The sequence below is a fragment of the Tepidanaerobacter sp. EBM-38 genome (assembly GCA_001896545.1).
Taxonomy (GTDB): domain Bacteria; phylum Bacillota; class Thermosediminibacteria; order Thermosediminibacterales; family Tepidanaerobacteraceae; genus Tepidanaerobacter.
Genome location: MPOT01000070.1, coordinates 1 through 16967 on the forward strand (window position 1 = coordinate 1; position 16967 = coordinate 16967).

General features: G+C 36.4%; 13 protein-coding genes and 1 other annotated feature. Of the genes, 4 read left to right on the top strand and 9 right to left on the bottom strand.

What is annotated here, in order from left to right:
• Positions 1-211: 211 nt before the first annotated feature.
• Positions 212-778, top strand: a complete 567-nt coding sequence (locus BUC45_RS08090; protein ID WP_296971507.1) for a DUF1405 domain-containing protein — start codon at positions 212-214, stop codon at positions 776-778.
• On the opposite strand, the gene nth is transcribed toward BUC45_RS08090, so the two are convergent.
• The 4 genes from nth to BUC45_RS08110 form a co-directional block, all read right to left on the bottom strand.
• Positions 716-1399: an endonuclease III gene (gene nth / locus BUC45_RS08095; protein ID WP_296971509.1), complete on the bottom strand. Its 684-nt coding sequence runs from the start codon at positions 1397-1399 to the stop codon at positions 716-718. The genes BUC45_RS08090 and nth overlap by 63 nt on opposite strands.
• 50 nt (positions 1400-1449) lie before the next feature.
• Complete coding sequence (locus BUC45_RS08100; protein ID WP_296971511.1) at positions 1450-2871, bottom strand: S41 family peptidase; 1422 nt, start codon at positions 2869-2871, stop codon at positions 1450-1452.
• A 158-nt stretch (positions 2872-3029) separates the two neighbouring features.
• A complete protein-coding gene (locus BUC45_RS08105; RefSeq protein ID WP_296971513.1) occupies positions 3030-4112 on the bottom strand; it encodes a nitronate monooxygenase family protein in 1083 nt (360 codons plus the stop codon).
• Between the two features lie 126 nt (positions 4113-4238).
• On the bottom strand, positions 4239-5204 hold the full coding sequence (locus tag BUC45_RS08110) for a polyprenyl synthetase family protein (protein ID WP_296971514.1): 966 nt from the start codon (positions 5202-5204) through the stop codon (positions 4239-4241).
• 325 nt (positions 5205-5529) lie between these two features.
• Between BUC45_RS08110 and BUC45_RS08115 the strand changes: the two genes are divergently transcribed.
• The 3 genes from BUC45_RS08115 to BUC45_RS08125 are packed head-to-tail and all read left to right on the top strand — an operon-like array spanning position 5530 to position 9335.
• Complete coding sequence (locus BUC45_RS08115; protein WP_296971516.1) at positions 5530-6231, top strand: ABC transporter ATP-binding protein; 702 nt, start codon at positions 5530-5532, stop codon at positions 6229-6231.
• A gap of 32 nt (positions 6232-6263) precedes the next feature.
• Positions 6264-7976 (top strand): HlyD family efflux transporter periplasmic adaptor subunit, encoded by a 1713-nt coding sequence (locus BUC45_RS08120; RefSeq protein WP_296971518.1) that lies wholly within the window; start codon positions 6264-6266, stop codon positions 7974-7976.
• 12 nt (positions 7977-7988) lie between these two features.
• Positions 7989-9335 carry an ABC transporter permease gene (locus BUC45_RS08125; protein WP_296971520.1) on the top strand — a complete coding sequence of 449 codons (1347 nt, stop codon included), beginning with the start codon at positions 7989-7991 and terminating at the stop codon, positions 9333-9335.
• A 113-nt stretch (positions 9336-9448) separates the two neighbouring features.
• On the opposite strand, the gene BUC45_RS08130 is transcribed toward BUC45_RS08125, so the two are convergent.
• The 5 genes from BUC45_RS08130 to BUC45_RS08150 all read right to left on the bottom strand — a co-directional run bounded on the left by BUC45_RS08130 (position 9449) and on the right by BUC45_RS08150 (position 16555).
• Positions 9449-9697, bottom strand: coding sequence for a DUF2508 family protein (locus BUC45_RS08130; RefSeq protein ID WP_296971521.1), 249 nt, complete (start codon positions 9695-9697; stop codon positions 9449-9451).
• 237 nt (positions 9698-9934) lie between these two features.
• The gene (locus BUC45_RS08135) at positions 9935-11335 is read right to left on the bottom strand and encodes a folylpolyglutamate synthase/dihydrofolate synthase family protein (RefSeq protein ID WP_296971524.1); all 1401 of its coding nucleotides are present in this window, start codon (positions 11333-11335) and stop codon (positions 9935-9937) included.
• Between the two features lie 22 nt (positions 11336-11357).
• Positions 11358-14009, bottom strand: coding sequence for a valine--tRNA ligase (locus BUC45_RS08140; RefSeq protein ID WP_296971526.1), 2652 nt, complete (start codon positions 14007-14009; stop codon positions 11358-11360).
• A 64-nt stretch (positions 14010-14073) separates the two neighbouring features.
• Positions 14074-14284, bottom strand: a binding site (T-box leader).
• Positions 14285-14343: 59 nt separating this feature from the next.
• Positions 14344-15150 (bottom strand): undecaprenyl-diphosphate phosphatase, encoded by an 807-nt coding sequence (locus tag BUC45_RS08145; RefSeq protein WP_296971528.1) that lies wholly within the window; start codon positions 15148-15150, stop codon positions 14344-14346.
• A gap of 175 nt (positions 15151-15325) precedes the next feature.
• Entirely contained in the window at positions 15326-16555 is a 1230-nt protein-coding gene (locus tag BUC45_RS08150; RefSeq protein ID WP_296971530.1) for an MFS transporter, read from the bottom strand.
• Between the last annotated feature and the right edge of the window lie 412 nt (positions 16556-16967).

Genomic DNA, 16967 nt, shown 5'->3' on the forward strand with positions numbered 1-16967 from the left:
AATTGCCCATTTTATTGTTTTTTTATGGGGTAAAATTATTTTTTGCATGCCATCAAACCATTATATAGTCTGGGCCTTGGAACAAAGCAATTAACTCTTCATGTAATTTTATAATTATATAAGATATTTGTTTGCTAACCGCATTTTACTTTTATTTAGTGAAATAATTTATGTTATAATAAAATTCACAAGTTTTTCAGGAGGAATATAATTGCATAAAAAAGATATAAAACTTTCATTATTATTGATACTATTTTGCATAAATTTCATCGGCTCTGTTTACGGTTTTTATTGGTACCGACAACAACTATCAACAACCCCGACGCTTTTAAAAGTTTTCGTGCCTGATAGTCCAACAGCTTCTCTACTTTTTTCTATGGCGCTTTTGCTCATAATAATAAAAAAGCCCAGACCATTTGTAACATTAATTGCCTGCGCATGGCTCATTAAATATGGACTCTGGGCAGTAATAATTAACACCCACTTTTTATTAATAGGTGGTAATTATACTTTTACGAACTTTCACCTTACTTTATCACATCTGGGTATGGCTATTGAAGGTTTTTTATTTATAAACAAATGCCATTTCAATAAAAAAGATATAATTGTTTTAACCTTCCTTATGATAGTAAGCGATGCAATAGACTATGGCTTGGGAATACATCCTTGGCTTTTCGCACAAGGTCAGTTAAAAATAGCTGCTATTTCAGCTGTCTTACTGACAATTTTTATCAGCCTTTACTGCTTTTTGAAACATGAGACACCAATCGCTAAGTGAGCACTCATCGCATAGAGGTTTTCGTGCGCGGCAAATATTGCGACCATGGTAAATTAGCCAATGATGAGCCTTTATCCATAAATTTTCGGGGGTTTTCTCCCTCAAATCCTTCTCTACTTCAAGTAAATTCTTTTTATCGGAAAAACCCAAACGATGAGCAAGCCTATATACATGAGTGTCCACAGCAAATGCAGGCTTGCCAAAGGCATTTGCCAAAACAACATTGGCAGTCTTACGTCCGACTCCCGGAAGCTCTATTAATTCATCAAAGTTAGACGGCACTTGGCCATTATATTTTTCCAAGAGTATCTTTGAAGTTTCTATTATATTCTTGCTTTTATTTTTAAATATGCCACATTCTTTAATATCCTGTTCCAGTTCGAACTTGTCTGCTTCAGCAAAATCTTTAGGACCTTTATATTTCTTAAAAAGTCTTTCCGTCACTTTGTTTACTCGCTTATCAGTGCACTGAGCCGATAAAATTGTGGCAATTAACAACTCAAATGGGCTGCTATGATTTAAGGCAGTAGTTGCATCAGGATACAATTCGCTTAGCTTTGAAATTATAGCAGTTATGCGCTCTTGCTCTTTTTCTTCAGATGTAATCTTGTCCTTTTTCATTATAATCTTTCCTTATAACCTTTCCTTGTAATTCCAAGTATTAATAAGTTCTAAGCTACTTTATTTTCTTTAATCATTTCCTTTAGAATATCAATGGCCTTTCTTAATTGAATATCCTCCCTCGAAGAAAGCTTTTTATATATAGCATCATCTAAAGCTTTATAGAAATTTGTATCGACAATGCCGGTTGAAGGCAAGCCAGCTTGCTGCTGCAAAGCTTTTACCGCCTGTTGTGTCCTGGGGCCGAAAACTCCATCTGGAGTAGTGTTAAGCAAGTTCAAGAACTGCAATCTTTGTTGAATGCCCAGCACTTCTAAGCCGATATTTCCATATTTTAATGTTTTTTGGCTATTTAACGGACTAAAATCTTTAAATGGATTTGTTTTATCTGCTTCGACAACTATATCAGGGATTATTCCTGTTTTATTAATATTTGTGCCATTTGGTGTAGTATAGTGTGCAATAGTTAATTTAATTCCGCCTAATGTTCCCAAATTAAGAGTCCTTTGCACCATGCCTTTCCCAAAAGTCTTTTCGCCAACCAAAATCCCAACTTTCCTATCTTTAATGGCTCCAGCCAATATTTCTGATGCACTGGCAGAGCCTCCGTTTACGAGCACAACTAATTTATAAGGTGACATCTCGGATTTCGATGTATATGATTGGATATTACCATTTTTTGAAACTATGTTTACTATAGGACCTTTTGGAATAAAACGAGTAGCCACTTCTACAACTTGATCAAGATAACCGCCCGGGTTATTGCGAAGGTCTAAAACTATACCAAGAACCCCGCCTTTTTTAAAATTATCAAGGGTTTTATCCAAATTTTCCACCGTGTTTTCATTAAACTCACTTATTTTTATATATCCGATACCCTGCCCTAAAATCTTAGAGCTAATGGGATTTGTTTTAATAATATCTCGTTCTACTTCAAATCTTATTACCTGCCTGTCATCGCCCCTAATAACGCCTATATTTACCTTTGAGCCTTTATCGCCTTCTAACTGGTTTAATATATTCGAAAGAGGTAGATCGGTTACATTATTGCCGTCAATTTCTATAACCCTATCACCTGGTTTTATTCCGGCCCTTTCAGCAGGAGTCCCATCCAAAACCGAAACAACAGTTATGTATTTATCCTTTAAGGTAATAATAACACCTATACCTTCAAAATTTCCGCTTGTTTCTTCATTAAATTCCTTAAATTCCTCAGGAGTAAAATACTCGGAATATGGATCATTTAATGACTCAACCATCCCTTTAATAGCTCCTCTTAATAAATCCAAATCCGCTACATCTTCAACATAATTCGTTTTTAAAAAGTTCTCCATCTGCATCAAAAAGTATATTTCATCCGGAGTTTTTTCTTCTGCCGCTATAACTTTATCATATGTAATAGGAGTTATGGAAAGAAAAAATATTATAGTTATTATTATGATGCATTTAAACCACCTAGAGTGTTTTTTCATATTTATACCTTCCTCTGGATAATCTTAGTGTCTATATTTTAACATAAAATTGTACGGATTGTATAATAATTTTAAAAACCCTTTCTAAAAAATAAAAGCCTAAATAAGGCTTTTATCAAATGGTCATTAAACAATTATTAATTTTTTTCGGTTTATTTTTAAATAGACTGTAAATTGTATTTAGCTTCGGATACCAATTCATCCATGAGCTGTTTTACCGAAACAATTTCTTTGATTCTATAAACATTTGTGCCTGCAAACGCAAATCCGTTATCAAAATTTCCTCTTTGAGCATTAATCAATGCATCTGCTATACAATACGGTGCTTTAGCAGGATTACATGGTTTTAGGCAGTTACATAGGCAGCGAATAGGTTTTTTCTTGCCTGCTTCAACATCAATTAAAAATTTATTTCTAACAGCCCTGCCTATCATGCCTACTGGACTATGAATTAGTTGTACATCATCAGAAGTTGCATCTAGATATACTTTTTTAAATTCATCAGACGCATCACATTCATGTGTTGCTACAAAGCGAGTGCCCATTTGGACTCCTGAAGCTCCTGCCTGTATAAGGTTAGCAATATCTTGACCATTAAAAACTCCGCCTGCGGCAATAACCGGAATTTTTTTTCTATAAAGCTCCTCATAAGGTTTTATTGTATCTAAGATACTTCTTAAAAGGTTGATAAGCTGAAATGACGGCTGCTTGATTTCTTCTTCAGAAAATCCAAGATGGCCTCCGGCCAAAGGTCCTTCAACCACTATGGCATCCGGAACAACACCATAGTGCTTGTGCCAGCTTTTACAAATCACCGCTGCAGCCCGCCCCGAAGAAACGATTGGAACATTTTTTGTATCAGAACCCATCGTAAACTGCGGTAATTTTAAAGGAAGTCCGGCACCGGAAAATATAATATCAATCTTTTGCTTTACAGCTTCTGCAACCATTTCTTCAAAGTTATTTAAAACAACCATAATATTTACACCTAAGATTCCATCCTTGCATATATCTCTAGCTTTTTGTATGTGCATTCTCAAAGCCCTGATATTTGCTTCTTTTTTATTTTTGAGATAATCCGGTTCATTAAACCCAGGCTCAACCCCGGAGATAACACCAATGCCACCGTTTAATGCCACGTTACCGGCTAAAGAAGAAAGGGAAATTCCTACTCCCATGCCGCCTTGAACAATAGGGACCCTGGCAACAAGATTATCTATTCTAAGCTCGGGTAAATTCATATGCAACCTCCTTAATGTGTTAGCAACTACTAATACTTACTATTAATACTTTCTTATAGTATATAACTTATTTTAAAAAAAGGGAAGAAGTAAAAAAGAAGTAAAAAATATATAGATATTTGCTTTCTATTTATATTTTCTTGCAATAACCTCCGGAGCATCTTCTAAAAGTTTTTTCATTGGGGTATCCGGAAGTATTGCAATAGAACGCTTCGCTTTTTGTACATATCTTTCAGCCATATACTCGGCATATTTTAACCCACCGGATTTTTTTATTATTTCAACAGCTATACTGATTTCATCTTCGTTTGTATTCTTGTTTTTAAAAATTTTTCGCAAGTACTCCTTGTCATCGGAGTGTTTCAATGCATAAATAGCCGGCAGTGTTATTATACCTTCTCTTATATCTGAACCTGTAGGTTTACCAAGTTTCTTATAATCACCAGTAAAATCTAACAAATCGTCGATTATTTGAAAAGCCATACCTATGTTTATGCCATAATTATATAAGGCCTTTATAATTTTATCCGGAGCTTTTGAAGCAGCTGCTCCCATCTGCGCACTTAAAGCGAATAAAATTGCTGTCTTCTTCTGTATTCGGTAAAGGTAGTCTTTAAGTGTTAAATCAGTATTAAAAAGATCTTCTCTTTGTTTTAACTCACCTTCGCAAATTTGAGACATAACCTTAGAAACTTGTTCCAATATATTCGAATAAGCTGAAGAAACCAGGATTTCAAAAACCTTGCAGAAGATATAATCGCCTGCATAAACAGCCACATCCTTACCCAGCTGGGATTGAATACTCAAAACTCCGCGTCTTATAGGTGAATCATCTACAATGTCATCATGAATTATTGCGGCTGTATGTATAAGCTCTACTGAAAGTGCTAAAGGCCTTACCTTTTCAAAATCATATTCGCCAAACCTTGCGGCTGCTAAAACCATTGCGGGTCTAAGCCGCTTCCCGCCAGAACTTATCATATTCATTAACGGTTCCTCTATTAATTTTCTTTTAGTGCTTACAGCTCGTATTAAATCATCTTCTAAAATCAGCAGCTCTTCTTCTATTTCACTCATAATTTGCTTGAACACTATATCCACCACACACAAAAAATCTCATTGAAATAAAATATTGTATTACATGTTTAGTATAAGTATTTTATTTGCAAATGTCTACACACCAATTTTAAACATTATTTTATTCTATTTCTTAGTAAAAAGGAGTTTTTATATTTGTAAAGAATTATGTTATTAAGAACAAATAAGAATTAGGTAATAAAAATCTTGATAAATAATTGCAATTTCAATCTATTTTTTTGCTTAGGTATGAAACCTTTTGCATGTTAAAACCGTCTAATATGATAGATAAATTTATATACTATATCAAACTATATAACAGCAAGGAGGAGGTACTAGTTTGCCCGTAATAGAATTGAAGAATATATCACGCAGTTACAGGAATGGTCAAGTATTTATAAATGCTCTTAAAAATATTAATTTAAGTATCAATGAAGGAGACTTTATTTCAATTATGGGTCCTTCGGGTTCAGGCAAATCTACTATGCTTAACATTTTAGGCTGCTTAGATAGGCCTAGCTCGGGTACATATGAAATTGCAGGCAGGCGAGTTGAGAAGATGGGTGACAGTGAACTGGCAGATATACGAAACCAGCTTTTAGGCTTTGTATTTCAGAGCTTTCACCTGCTGCCTGATTTAAATGCTTTAGAGAATGTTGAATTACCGCTGATTTATCGCGGCTTAAGTGGCAGCGAACGTCGTAAGCGCTCTATTAAAGCACTTAAGTCCGTAGGTCTAGAACAGCGTATTCATCATCGACCGTCACAGCTTTCAGGTGGTGAACAACAGCGAGTGGCAATTGCTAGAGCTATCGTAGGAGATCCTAAAGTATTACTTGCGGATGAACCAACAGGTGCCTTAGATTCAAAAACAAGTGAAAGCATAATGGAAATTTTCCAAGAGCTAAATAATCAAAGAGGTATAACCATTGTTCAGGTAACCCATGAGAAAAGTGTGGCTGAATATGGTCATACAATATTTCATTTGCGAGATGGTAAAATAGAGCATGTTGAAAATGTAGTAAAAAAAAATAAGGTTTAATTATTTTATTTAATTTTTGGAGGTAATGGAAAATGATGCAGCGTATTTTAATGATCGCCTTGATTATAGTAGTCGTAATCGGCGGCGGATTTTATGCTTATAAGGAACTTTTGCCACCACCCGTGCAAGAGGCTCAAGGTCCAGTATATTCAACAAAACCTGTAGTTCGTGGAGATATCACCGTAGGGATAGACGTTACGGGGCCTTTAAACCCCTCACGAAGCGGCAGTATACAAGCTCCTGGCGGCAGGAATTATTACGAAATGTCTGCCGATAATATTCAATACACTTTAGTAGAAATTTTAGCTGAAGAAGGCACTGAAGTTAAGATGGGGCAAGTTATTGCAAGACTAGCAGCACCGGAACTTCAAGCGAAAATAAAAAATGCCCAGGATGAGTTGGAAAGTGAAAAAAAATTTCTATCAGATTTAACAGGTCTGCCGCCCGAGAGACTATATGAGGTAAATCCTTCCCAGGGTGTTGTCTTGAGGGCACCTATTGATGGAAGGGTTTCAGGCCTTTCAGTATCAGAAAGTCAAGAAATCAAACAGGGACATATTGTTGCTAGAATAGTTGATGATTCTCATTTTAAGATTGATGCTAAATTATACCCTGATGAGTTTAGTAATATAAAATTAGGTGATAAAGTTGCTTTAAGGTTTTCTATATTTGATGGTATATATTATGGAACAGTAACAGATGTAAATCCAAATCCGGTTCCCGATGGCAATGAAGAGCAACCTGCAAAAGGTTTTGTGTATTGGATAACTATCGAAGGTAGCAATCCCGGACTAGTAAAATCCGGCATTGAAGTTTATGTGGGTATGCCATTAGATAAAAATAACCCCACAAAAGTATCATGGTTTTCAAGCCCTTCCACTGTTACTGGCTTTGTCGATGAAGAAAGAGTTTTATCAACAGTAGAAGCAGTCGCGACACAAGTCCATGTCAAAGAAATGGAAACTGTTAAAAAGGGCGACCCTATCGTTTCTCTATCGGGTTCAGATGTTCAAAAAACAATTCAAGAAAAACTCGATAAAATTCGCGAAAAGGAATTTGAATTGTCTCAGCTCTATTCAAAAGTTGGGCAAATGGAAGTCAGAGCACCTATGGATGGCGTTATAGCCGATTGGGATACACAGCTTGGAGCTCAAGTTCGCTCGGGAGAGTGGATGGGTTATGTTTTTAATACCAGTGATATGGGCATGTGGGTTGAGGTTGACGATATTGATGTTTTAATGATAAAACAAGGTTCTCCAGTAAAAGTCACAGTAGATGCACTTCCCGGTGAAACCTTTGAAGGTGAAGTAATGCATGTAGATACTATGGGTCAAGACATGAAAGGAATTACAAAATTTGCTGTGGACATTGAAGTAAAGGGAGGACCTAATCTACGACCTGGTATGCAGGCAAGAGCTTATATTGATGCAGGTAGTGCCAAAGATGTACTTTTAGTACCGTTGGAGGGAGTATTCGAAGAAGATGGTATCCAAAAAGTTGAAATTCTAAATCCGGATGGAACTACGAAAGCAGTACCGGTAAAGTTGGGTTTAATGAATGACCGTTTAGCCGAAGTTAAAAGCGGTTTAGAAGAAGGTCAATTGGTAATAACCGGAAGCAGTGCTGACCTGCTGCCAAGTCAACATATTGGAAACAAAGATTCTATATTACCTTCAAATGACGACGATAGCAAAGATAAGGATAATGAAGAAAATGGCGGAGAAAAAACACCGGCATCCAATTAAGGAGTGAATAAAATGTTTAAATCGCTACGGATATTACCTGCACTTACTCGGTTTTGGTTTGCCGCTCGAATGGCAGCTCATGGTATATTGGCACATCCTATGCGCTCGGCGCTTACAATATTAGGTGTAACCATCGGTGTAACTTCTGTTGTAAGCCTTATGGGAATAGGTGAAGGTGCAAGGCAAGCTGTTGTAGCTCAGTTTGAAAGTCTTGGTTCTAATGTAATTGCTATTAAGGCAAATGATCCTTCAGTAGAATTTGATCCTGATGATGTGCAAGACTTAGTAGAACGAGTCGATGGAATGGACATGGCCACACCTGTGGTTTATACAAAAGCAGTAATGCGTTGGCGGCGTGCTCGCGGCACAGTCGATATAATCGGAGTAAACAGTGAATTCCCAAATATTAGAGATAATGAGTTGGTATCCGGTCACTTTTTTACTAAACTACATGTATCTCAGCGCTCTCCAGTTGTTGTTTTAGGTTACAATATGGGTTCCGGTTTAATGGGAGGACGCAATCCTGTCGGTCAAGTTATTAGTTTAAATGGCAGAACTTTTAGGATTGTAGGCGTATTAGCTCCAAAAGGTCCCGGCAAGGCAGATGATATTGATGATAAAATAGTCATACCTTATACAACTGCTTTAAAAATTGCAGATAAAAAAACAGTTGCTGAAATATGGGGCAAGGCTGAAACCCCACTAAAGGCAGACCTTGCTGTTGTTCAGCTCGGTAGAATTTTTAAAAGAAAATTGGGCCTGGATCAAAGTGCTCCCACTACTTTACCTGGGAATGGCAGCGAAGGTGAAACAACTGATGAAACATTTGTGGAAAGCAGCTCGGCCGATATGGAAATTGCTATGGAATCATCTTCAAATTCAGCAAACAACAATCCCATAATTCCAGGCGGTGAAGATTTAATTACCATCACTAACTTAAATCAGTTAGTGCAAGAAGCTGACCAAGCCAATCGCGTAATGACTCTTTTGCTTGGAGGTATTGCAGCAGTTTCACTTTTAGTAGGTGGTTTAGGAATAATGAATATTATGCTTGTTGCAGTCACAGAGCGCACACAGGAGATAGGAGTTCGTCGGGCGCTTGGAGCAAAGCAGACCGATCTATTAGTACAATTTTTATTAGAAGCACTGTATGTAAGCGGCATAGGTGCCATAGCCGGCACAGTATGTGGTATATGGGGACTAAATGCTTTTGCCCGACATGGCTTTGAAACAGCTATCAGTTTTGAAGCCATAAAAATAGCTGTTGTTGTAGCATTGGCATCAGGGCTTTTATTTGGAATTTATCCTGCAGTTTCAGCATCTTCAGTTCCACCTATTGAAGCCTTAAGACGGCAGTAGAATTATAATTATAGATTGGTAGTTAAAAGTTTTTTGCAAAACAGAAACGGGATGATGCTTTTATTTATATTTAGTATAAGTAAAACATCATCCTGCCATATAACCTATAAACCTCATTTTAATATTTTATTGATTAGCTGGTTCTTATCTAATTTTAGGCCTGTTTTTTTTGCCTGTTTTATTAGAAAATCAAAGTGCTCAACTGCTGCTTGCTTTCTTATAATAGCTAAATCTACCGCCTCAGAATCATTTTGAGCCCATTGAAAGGCTCTTTCCGATAGATACATTTCTAGACAGGCTTTTTCAATTTCAGCTATTAGAGCTTCCGGATTTTCATAATTAGTGTCAGAAGTTTGAGTCATAATACCCTCTCCTCTGATAAGTTTATAATATATATATGCGAGAAAGAGGATATATTTGCAAAAAAGCAGCTGTATTTTTATTTAGATCTAAAAATACAGCTGCATAACTTATATTTTCGATGATATTTAAAGCAATCCTTAATTCGTAAATATTGTCGTCCTTGTTTTATTCTTTTTGTAACTTTTTGTTTGAGCAAGTATCTGCTTGATTTAAATTTAATATCTCTTTTGTCATTTTTATCTTAGTAAAGTCCTGACATAACCTATCATGTACAATGAACCTGCAAAAACAATCATATATTCTGAATCAGCTAAAGCTTTAGCAAGCTTTGCGGCATCTTCTATCTTTTCTTCAGCATACACTTGAATCGTAGTATTGCTATTTATCTTTTTTCCAATATCCAAATCTTCAGCATTAATTTGAATAACGCTATCGCCAAATAATTCGGCTATAATATCAGCTAATTCGCATGCAGCTAAAGCTCGCGGGTTATTCGGTGCTGTTGTAATAATAATGTCTGCCACAGGAACTATATCATGCAGCATATCTTTATAGTCTTTATCTTCCAAAATACCTATTACCAATATCTTCTTTCTGTTGCTGTAATATTGATTTAACGCTTCTTTTAATGTTTTTATTCCAGCTATATTATGAGCGCCATCAATTAGAATAGTCGGATTTTCAGATATTAGCTCCAGCCTTCCCGGCCACCTTGCATTTCTAAGGCCGGAATATATCGCATCACTTTTTATCTTAATTCCCTGCATATTTAATACTTCAATTGCAGCAACAGCTGTAGCAGCATTATCTAACTGGTGTCTGCCGATTAGCTGAATTTTCAGGCCTGGAAAAGTATTTTTTTGAGTTTTTAAGTCAAAAACTAATCCTTTTTCGTCATCGCTTATCAGGTGATAGTATACTGTTTCACATGATTCTCGAGCTTGTTCATTGCTCACCTTTATTAGCTTGCAATTTAGCGAATTACTGACTTCTTCAATTACTCTCATAGCTTCATATTCTTGCAGACTTGTTACAACCGGAATGCCGGGCTTTATTATACCGCATTTTTCCCGGGCAATATCCTCTAGCGTATTACCGAGATATTGTTGATGATCGAGGCTAATTGGAGTTATTACGCTTACCATTGGTGTAACAACATTTGTTGCATCAAGTCTGCCTCCCATGCCCACCTCTAGCACAAGAAAATCTACTGACTGCTCTTTGAAGTATAGGAATCCTATAGCTGTAACAACTTCAAATTCTGTTGGAGAGCCAAGATTATTTTCACGCATATACATTACCGCTGCATGTACCTTATCCGTAAGCCTTGCTAAATCATCATCAGAAATATTTTCACCATTTACCCGCATCCGCTCATTGAAAACCTCAAGGTATGGCGAGGTATACAGACCTACCTTAAAGCCTGCAGATCTTAAAATTGAATCTATCATCGCACATGTAGAACCTTTGCCATTAGTACCGGCAACATGTATTATTTTGATTCCTTTATGTGGATTGCCTAGAATATCTAAAAGTTTTGTGATATTTTGAAGCCCGAGTTTTGTACCGAATCTATTGAGACCATGAATAAAGTCTAATGCCTGGTTATAGCTTAGCATATATTCTTTCCCTTCCATAAAAAATAAAATAATTTAAGCCTTATTTCGAAGACAGATCTGCCATCATTTTTAACCTTTGTTCTACTTTCTGCAGCATTTCTTGATAATCCTTTTGCTTTTGTTGCTCTTTTTCTACTATATCTTTGGGAGCCTTTTCCAAAAATCCTTGATTGCTTAACTTTTTATTTACCCTTTCAATTTCGTTCTTCAGATTTGACTTTTCTTTTTCAAGTCTTGCAATTTCAGTATCTAAATCTACCAGACCCTCCATCGGAATGAATATTTCCGCCCCTTTAATCACACAAGACACAGCTTTATGCGGAATGTGTAAGTCTTCTTCGCCAAATTCCATTTTAGACACTTTGGCAAGACTATAAATTATGTCAAGATTACTTCTTAGTACATCACTAACTGAAGAACTGCTCACCCTGACTAAAGCCGATGCTTGTTTGCTCGGCGGGACATTCATTTCTGCTCGGATGTTCCTTATACCCCTTACTGCATCCATTACTAATTCCATCTGGTCAACATCCTCGAACTCCCACTCAGGTTTATATTCAGGCCATGAAGATACCATTATGCTAAGCCCTTCACGGGAAATATGCTGCCAAATTTCTTCAGTAATAAATGGCATAAAGGGATGCAACAATTTTAAAGCCTGTTCTACCACATTAACTAAAACCAGCTGGGTAATTCTCCTAGCCTCACTATTTTTGCCATATAAATCGATTTTAGCCATTTCTATATACCAATCACAAAATTCATTCCAGAAAAAGTCATAAATCTTCTGAGCAGCCATACCTATTTCAAATTTTTCCAGGGAATCTGTGACATCACATGTCACGTCATTAATTCTCTTTAATATCCAACGATCCTTTAAAGCTAATTTACTCAAATCAATTTCGCTCGGCGTAAAATCCTCAAGATTCATCATTATAAATCGAGAGGCATTCCAAATTTTATTGGCAAAATTACGACTTGATTCGACTTTTTCCCAGTAGAACCGCATGTCATTGCCTGGTGCATTGCCAGTGCATAAGGTAAATCTTAAAGTATCTGCTCCATACTTATCAATAACCTCCAGAGGATCGATGCCATTTCCTAAGGATTTACTCATCTTCCTGCCTTGCGCGTCTCGCACAAGCCCTGTTATTACCACATACTCAAAGGGAGGTTTTTTCATAAATTCCATAGCTGAAAAAATCATCCTGGCAACCCAAAAAAATATGATATCATATGCCGTAACTAACACCGAAGTAGGATAAAAATACTTTAAATCAGGCGTATCTTCCGGCCAGCCCAAGGTTGAAAATGGCCATAGTGCTGAACTAAACCATGTGTCAAGTACATCAGGGTCCTGCTCAATATTGCTGCTGCCACATTTTGTGCATACTTTTACATCATCCCTAGATACCATTGTTTCGCCACATTCTTGGCAGTACCACGCCGGAATCCTGTGCCCCCACCAAAGCTGCCGTGATATACACCAATCTCTGATATTCTCAAGCCAATTCAGGTATATCTTTGCAAATCTTTCCGGAACAAACTTTACTTCCCCTTGTTTTACAACATCAATTGCTGGTTTTGCAAGAGGTTCCATTTTTACAAACCATTGCTTAGAAACTACCGGTTCTACAATGGTATGACAGCGATAGCAATGGCCTACACTATGATTTAAATCTTCCATTTTTTCAAAAAAACCTTCTTGCTGCAACTCTTCTACTATTGCTTTCCTGCAATCAAATCTATCCATACCTTTGAATTTTCCTGCATTATCATTCATTATGCCATTATCATCTATAACAATAATTATCGGAAGGCTATGACGAAGACCCATTTCAAAATCATTTGGATCATGGCCGGGTGTCACCTTCACAGCTCCTGTACCAAATTCCGTATCTACGTAAGAGTCACCGATAACGGGGATTTCTTTTTCTACTATAGGCAGAATTACAGTTTTGCCAATTATGCCCTTGTAACGTTCATCATTAGGATTTACAGCCACTGCCGTATCTCCCAAAATTGTTTCAGGCCGGGTGGTAGCAACCGTTAGATAACCCGAACCATCTTTATATGGATACTTTACATAATACAGCTTATCATTGCGATCTTCATGCTCTACTTCAATATCTGAAAGTGTTGTCTTGCAAGTTGGACACCAGTTGACAATATAGTCGCCGCGATATATAAGGCCCTTTTCATATAAACGAACAAAAACTTCCCTAACGGCCTTACTTAAACCTTCATCCATGGTGAACCTGAGTCTTGACCAATCACACGAAGAACCAAGCTTTTTCAATTGATTAATAATCGTGTCACCATATTTTTCCTTCCATTCCCACACTCTTTCTAGAAATTTTTCTCTGCCTAAATCATATTTGGATAAACCTTCATCGGCTAACTGCTCTTTGACCTTCGCTTCAGTAGCTATCCCTGCATGATCAGTGCCAGGCAGCCATAGCGCCGAATAGCCTTGCATCCGCTTAGTCCTAATCAAGATATCCTGCAGTGTATTATTTAAGGCATGGCCCATATGGAGTTGGCCGGTTACATTAGGTGGTGGAATAACAATTGTAAAAGGTTGCTTTTTTGAATCTATTTCAGCATGAAAAAGATTTTCTTTTTCCCAAAACTCATACCATTTATCCTCTACCTCTTTGGGATCGTAAACAGAAGGTAAATTTTTTTGCATATCACACACTCCTATACTTTGCTACTTTAAATTATTGTCGTAAAATCAAAAAGCCTTTCACCCTCTAAAGGACGAAAGACTCGCTTTCGCGGTACCACCTTAATTCCTATACCGGCACTTTAAGCTTTAACGGGCATAACCGTCTTCGGCTACTTGATTTTATTCACCGAAGCTGCTCCAGGGCGACCTTCAAAGCTACTTCCGGAAGGCTTTCAGCCTTGACCCTCCTCTCTTTCTGGAAGATTACTTCTACTTCTCCCTATCAAAGCATTCTTTTCCTTTATTCTACTTATGTTACAAGCCTTTGTCAATACTTGCACACATCATCAATCAATTACAATATACCAGTAGTAATCAATAAAATCATAATAATACCTACAACAATCCGATAATAAGCAAAAGGCTTAAGAGAATGCTGTTTTAAATATGAAAGGAACCTATCAACTGCTAGCAGCGCAACGATAAAAGACACTATAAAACCTACAACTAATGCTTGCAGTTCCAGATGACTTGTACCGGAATATCCTTTAAACAACGAAAACCCGGTTGCAGCTACCATAGTTGGAATAGCAAGAAAAAAAGAAAACTCCGCAGCTGCCTTTACTGAAAGTCCCGCAGCCATGCCACCCATAATAGTTGAAGCCGATCTTGACATACCTGGTATTAATGCAAGGCATTGGCCTAATCCAATGATAAAAGCCTGTCCTAAATCGGTTTTATCCATATCATTTAAACCGCTGCGGCCAAAATAATTTTCCGCCAAAATCATCAAAAAGCCCCCGATTACAAGAGCTATAGCGACAGTAAATGATGAAAACAGATATTTCTCTATGATATCATTTATTAAAAGGCCTATAACTGCTGCCGGTAAAAAAGCGATGAAAATTTTAAACCATAATTCAAAACCTTTCTCACCAGGTCTAATATGCTTGATAGAATCAATGATTTTATATCGATAATAATAAACTACCGCCAGGATAGCACCTAACTGAATAACAATTTCAAACATCGTATAAAAGCTGTCGCCCTTAAAATCTATAAAATCTCCCACAATAATCATATGACCTGTAGAAGATATCGGTAAAAATTCCGTAATGCCTTCAACTATTCCCATTACTGCAGCTTTAAGCAATAAGCTCATATTTCTCCTCCCTTTTTGCAAGTCACTTGCGAAGTTGCTACTTAGTATTTTGCTTTTATTATATCTTCATTATATCTTTCTTGCTATGCAAGGTCAATTAATGGCTTTTTGGTCAAATTTAGCTCTTAGCAGAAATTACAATAAAAATAATTAGATTAAATATTGTATTTACTTTTTATTGGCCAGACTTAGTCATTTGGCTCATTTTGAAATACAGTAAGATTGCAATCATTTCCGTGATACAAGTAAACATCTTAATAATCCCCAGTTTATTAAGATCATATAAAAACCCCATCAAAGCCGCTCCACCTAGGAGTGCCAAACCATAGCATGCATTAAACACTCCATAGCTTGTGCCTCGCTTGTTAAATGGTGTAATATCTGCAATAGCCGAACGCATAATCGTCTCATGGGTTCCTATGACAATCCCGAAAATTATCATACCAATAATAATCATTGTCGTAGATGTGCTCAATGTCAAAAACGGAATTAGGAGTGTTATAAATGGTACGGCAATAAGTACTAATAGACCTCCTGTTTTTGTTTTTGCTTTCTTTTTCATTTGGTCATATGCTCTGCCGATAACAAGTGCTGTTATTGCATCTACAATCATAGCACATGAATATAAGAGAGTTATATTTCCATCGGATAGCAAATTATTTGCTTTTAAATGATAGCCGATGACACTGAAATTAACAAACCCCAAAGTGCAAAAGAATGTAAAAGCAGTATATATCCAGAATGTCGGTCTTAGATTTTCAGTATAAAATTCTTTTCGCTTAATAGAGGGGATTAAATTTTCTCTTTCAGTCTTAAAATATGCAAAGGTTACAAAAAACATTAGAGCAATAAACGGTATCAAGAGTAATTTATAACCTAATTGGTACTGGGCAACCCCATTTTCAGCGGTAAAATAAAAAACTAAAGTAAAAATTAGAGGGCCGGTAAATGCGCCGATTTGATCCAGTGCTTCCTGAAGGCCAAAAGCAAATCCAGTTCCAACCTGATTTTCAGCAACTGCAGACAATATTGTATCTTTTGCAGGATTGCGCAGAGATTTTCCTATGCGCTCTGCAAGAATAAGTATAACAAGAATATCCCAATTCATTGTAAGGCCCATTAAAGGCACAGCTATCAACATGCCATAGCCTATAAAAATAAAAAGCCAGTGTTTTCCGCTTTTATCTGACAGAATACCAGCTATTAGCCGTAAAAAATATCCTAAAAATTCTCCTATACCAAAAATCAATCCAACTTGTGCAGCATTAATGCCAAGTAAATTGAAGTACTGACTATTTGCGCTACGGGCACTTTCATAGACCATATCGCCAAGTAAACTAATAACGCCAAATATAGTTATAACTGTAATGACTGATTTAAACTGCTCCTTAGATTTGCTGCCCATATATTATATACTCCTTTTAATGAATTTATAAATTGAAAAAAATAAATGTTATTTTATATAAAAAATTTTATGGTATATTTACGATTTATATGTAATTATAATATATTAAAATTTTAAAATAAATAGTTTATTCTTGACAATCTAATATATAGTCTTTATACTAATAGTAGTTATTATTTTTTAGGAAAAGGTATGTAAAATTAAATTCTAAATTTCTATTTATCATTAATTAGTATAAAAGCAAGGAGGATTTAGCTATGAAGTGTGAAAAATTGGATAATTGCCCGTTTTATCAAGAAAAGCTCCCAATTGACAGTGCTGACGCATGAAATTTCTTAAAAAAATCTCAAAGGTATGGAATTTGGTTTTCCCACATTTCTTGATATTCTTTCCATGGACTTTCAGTAATATA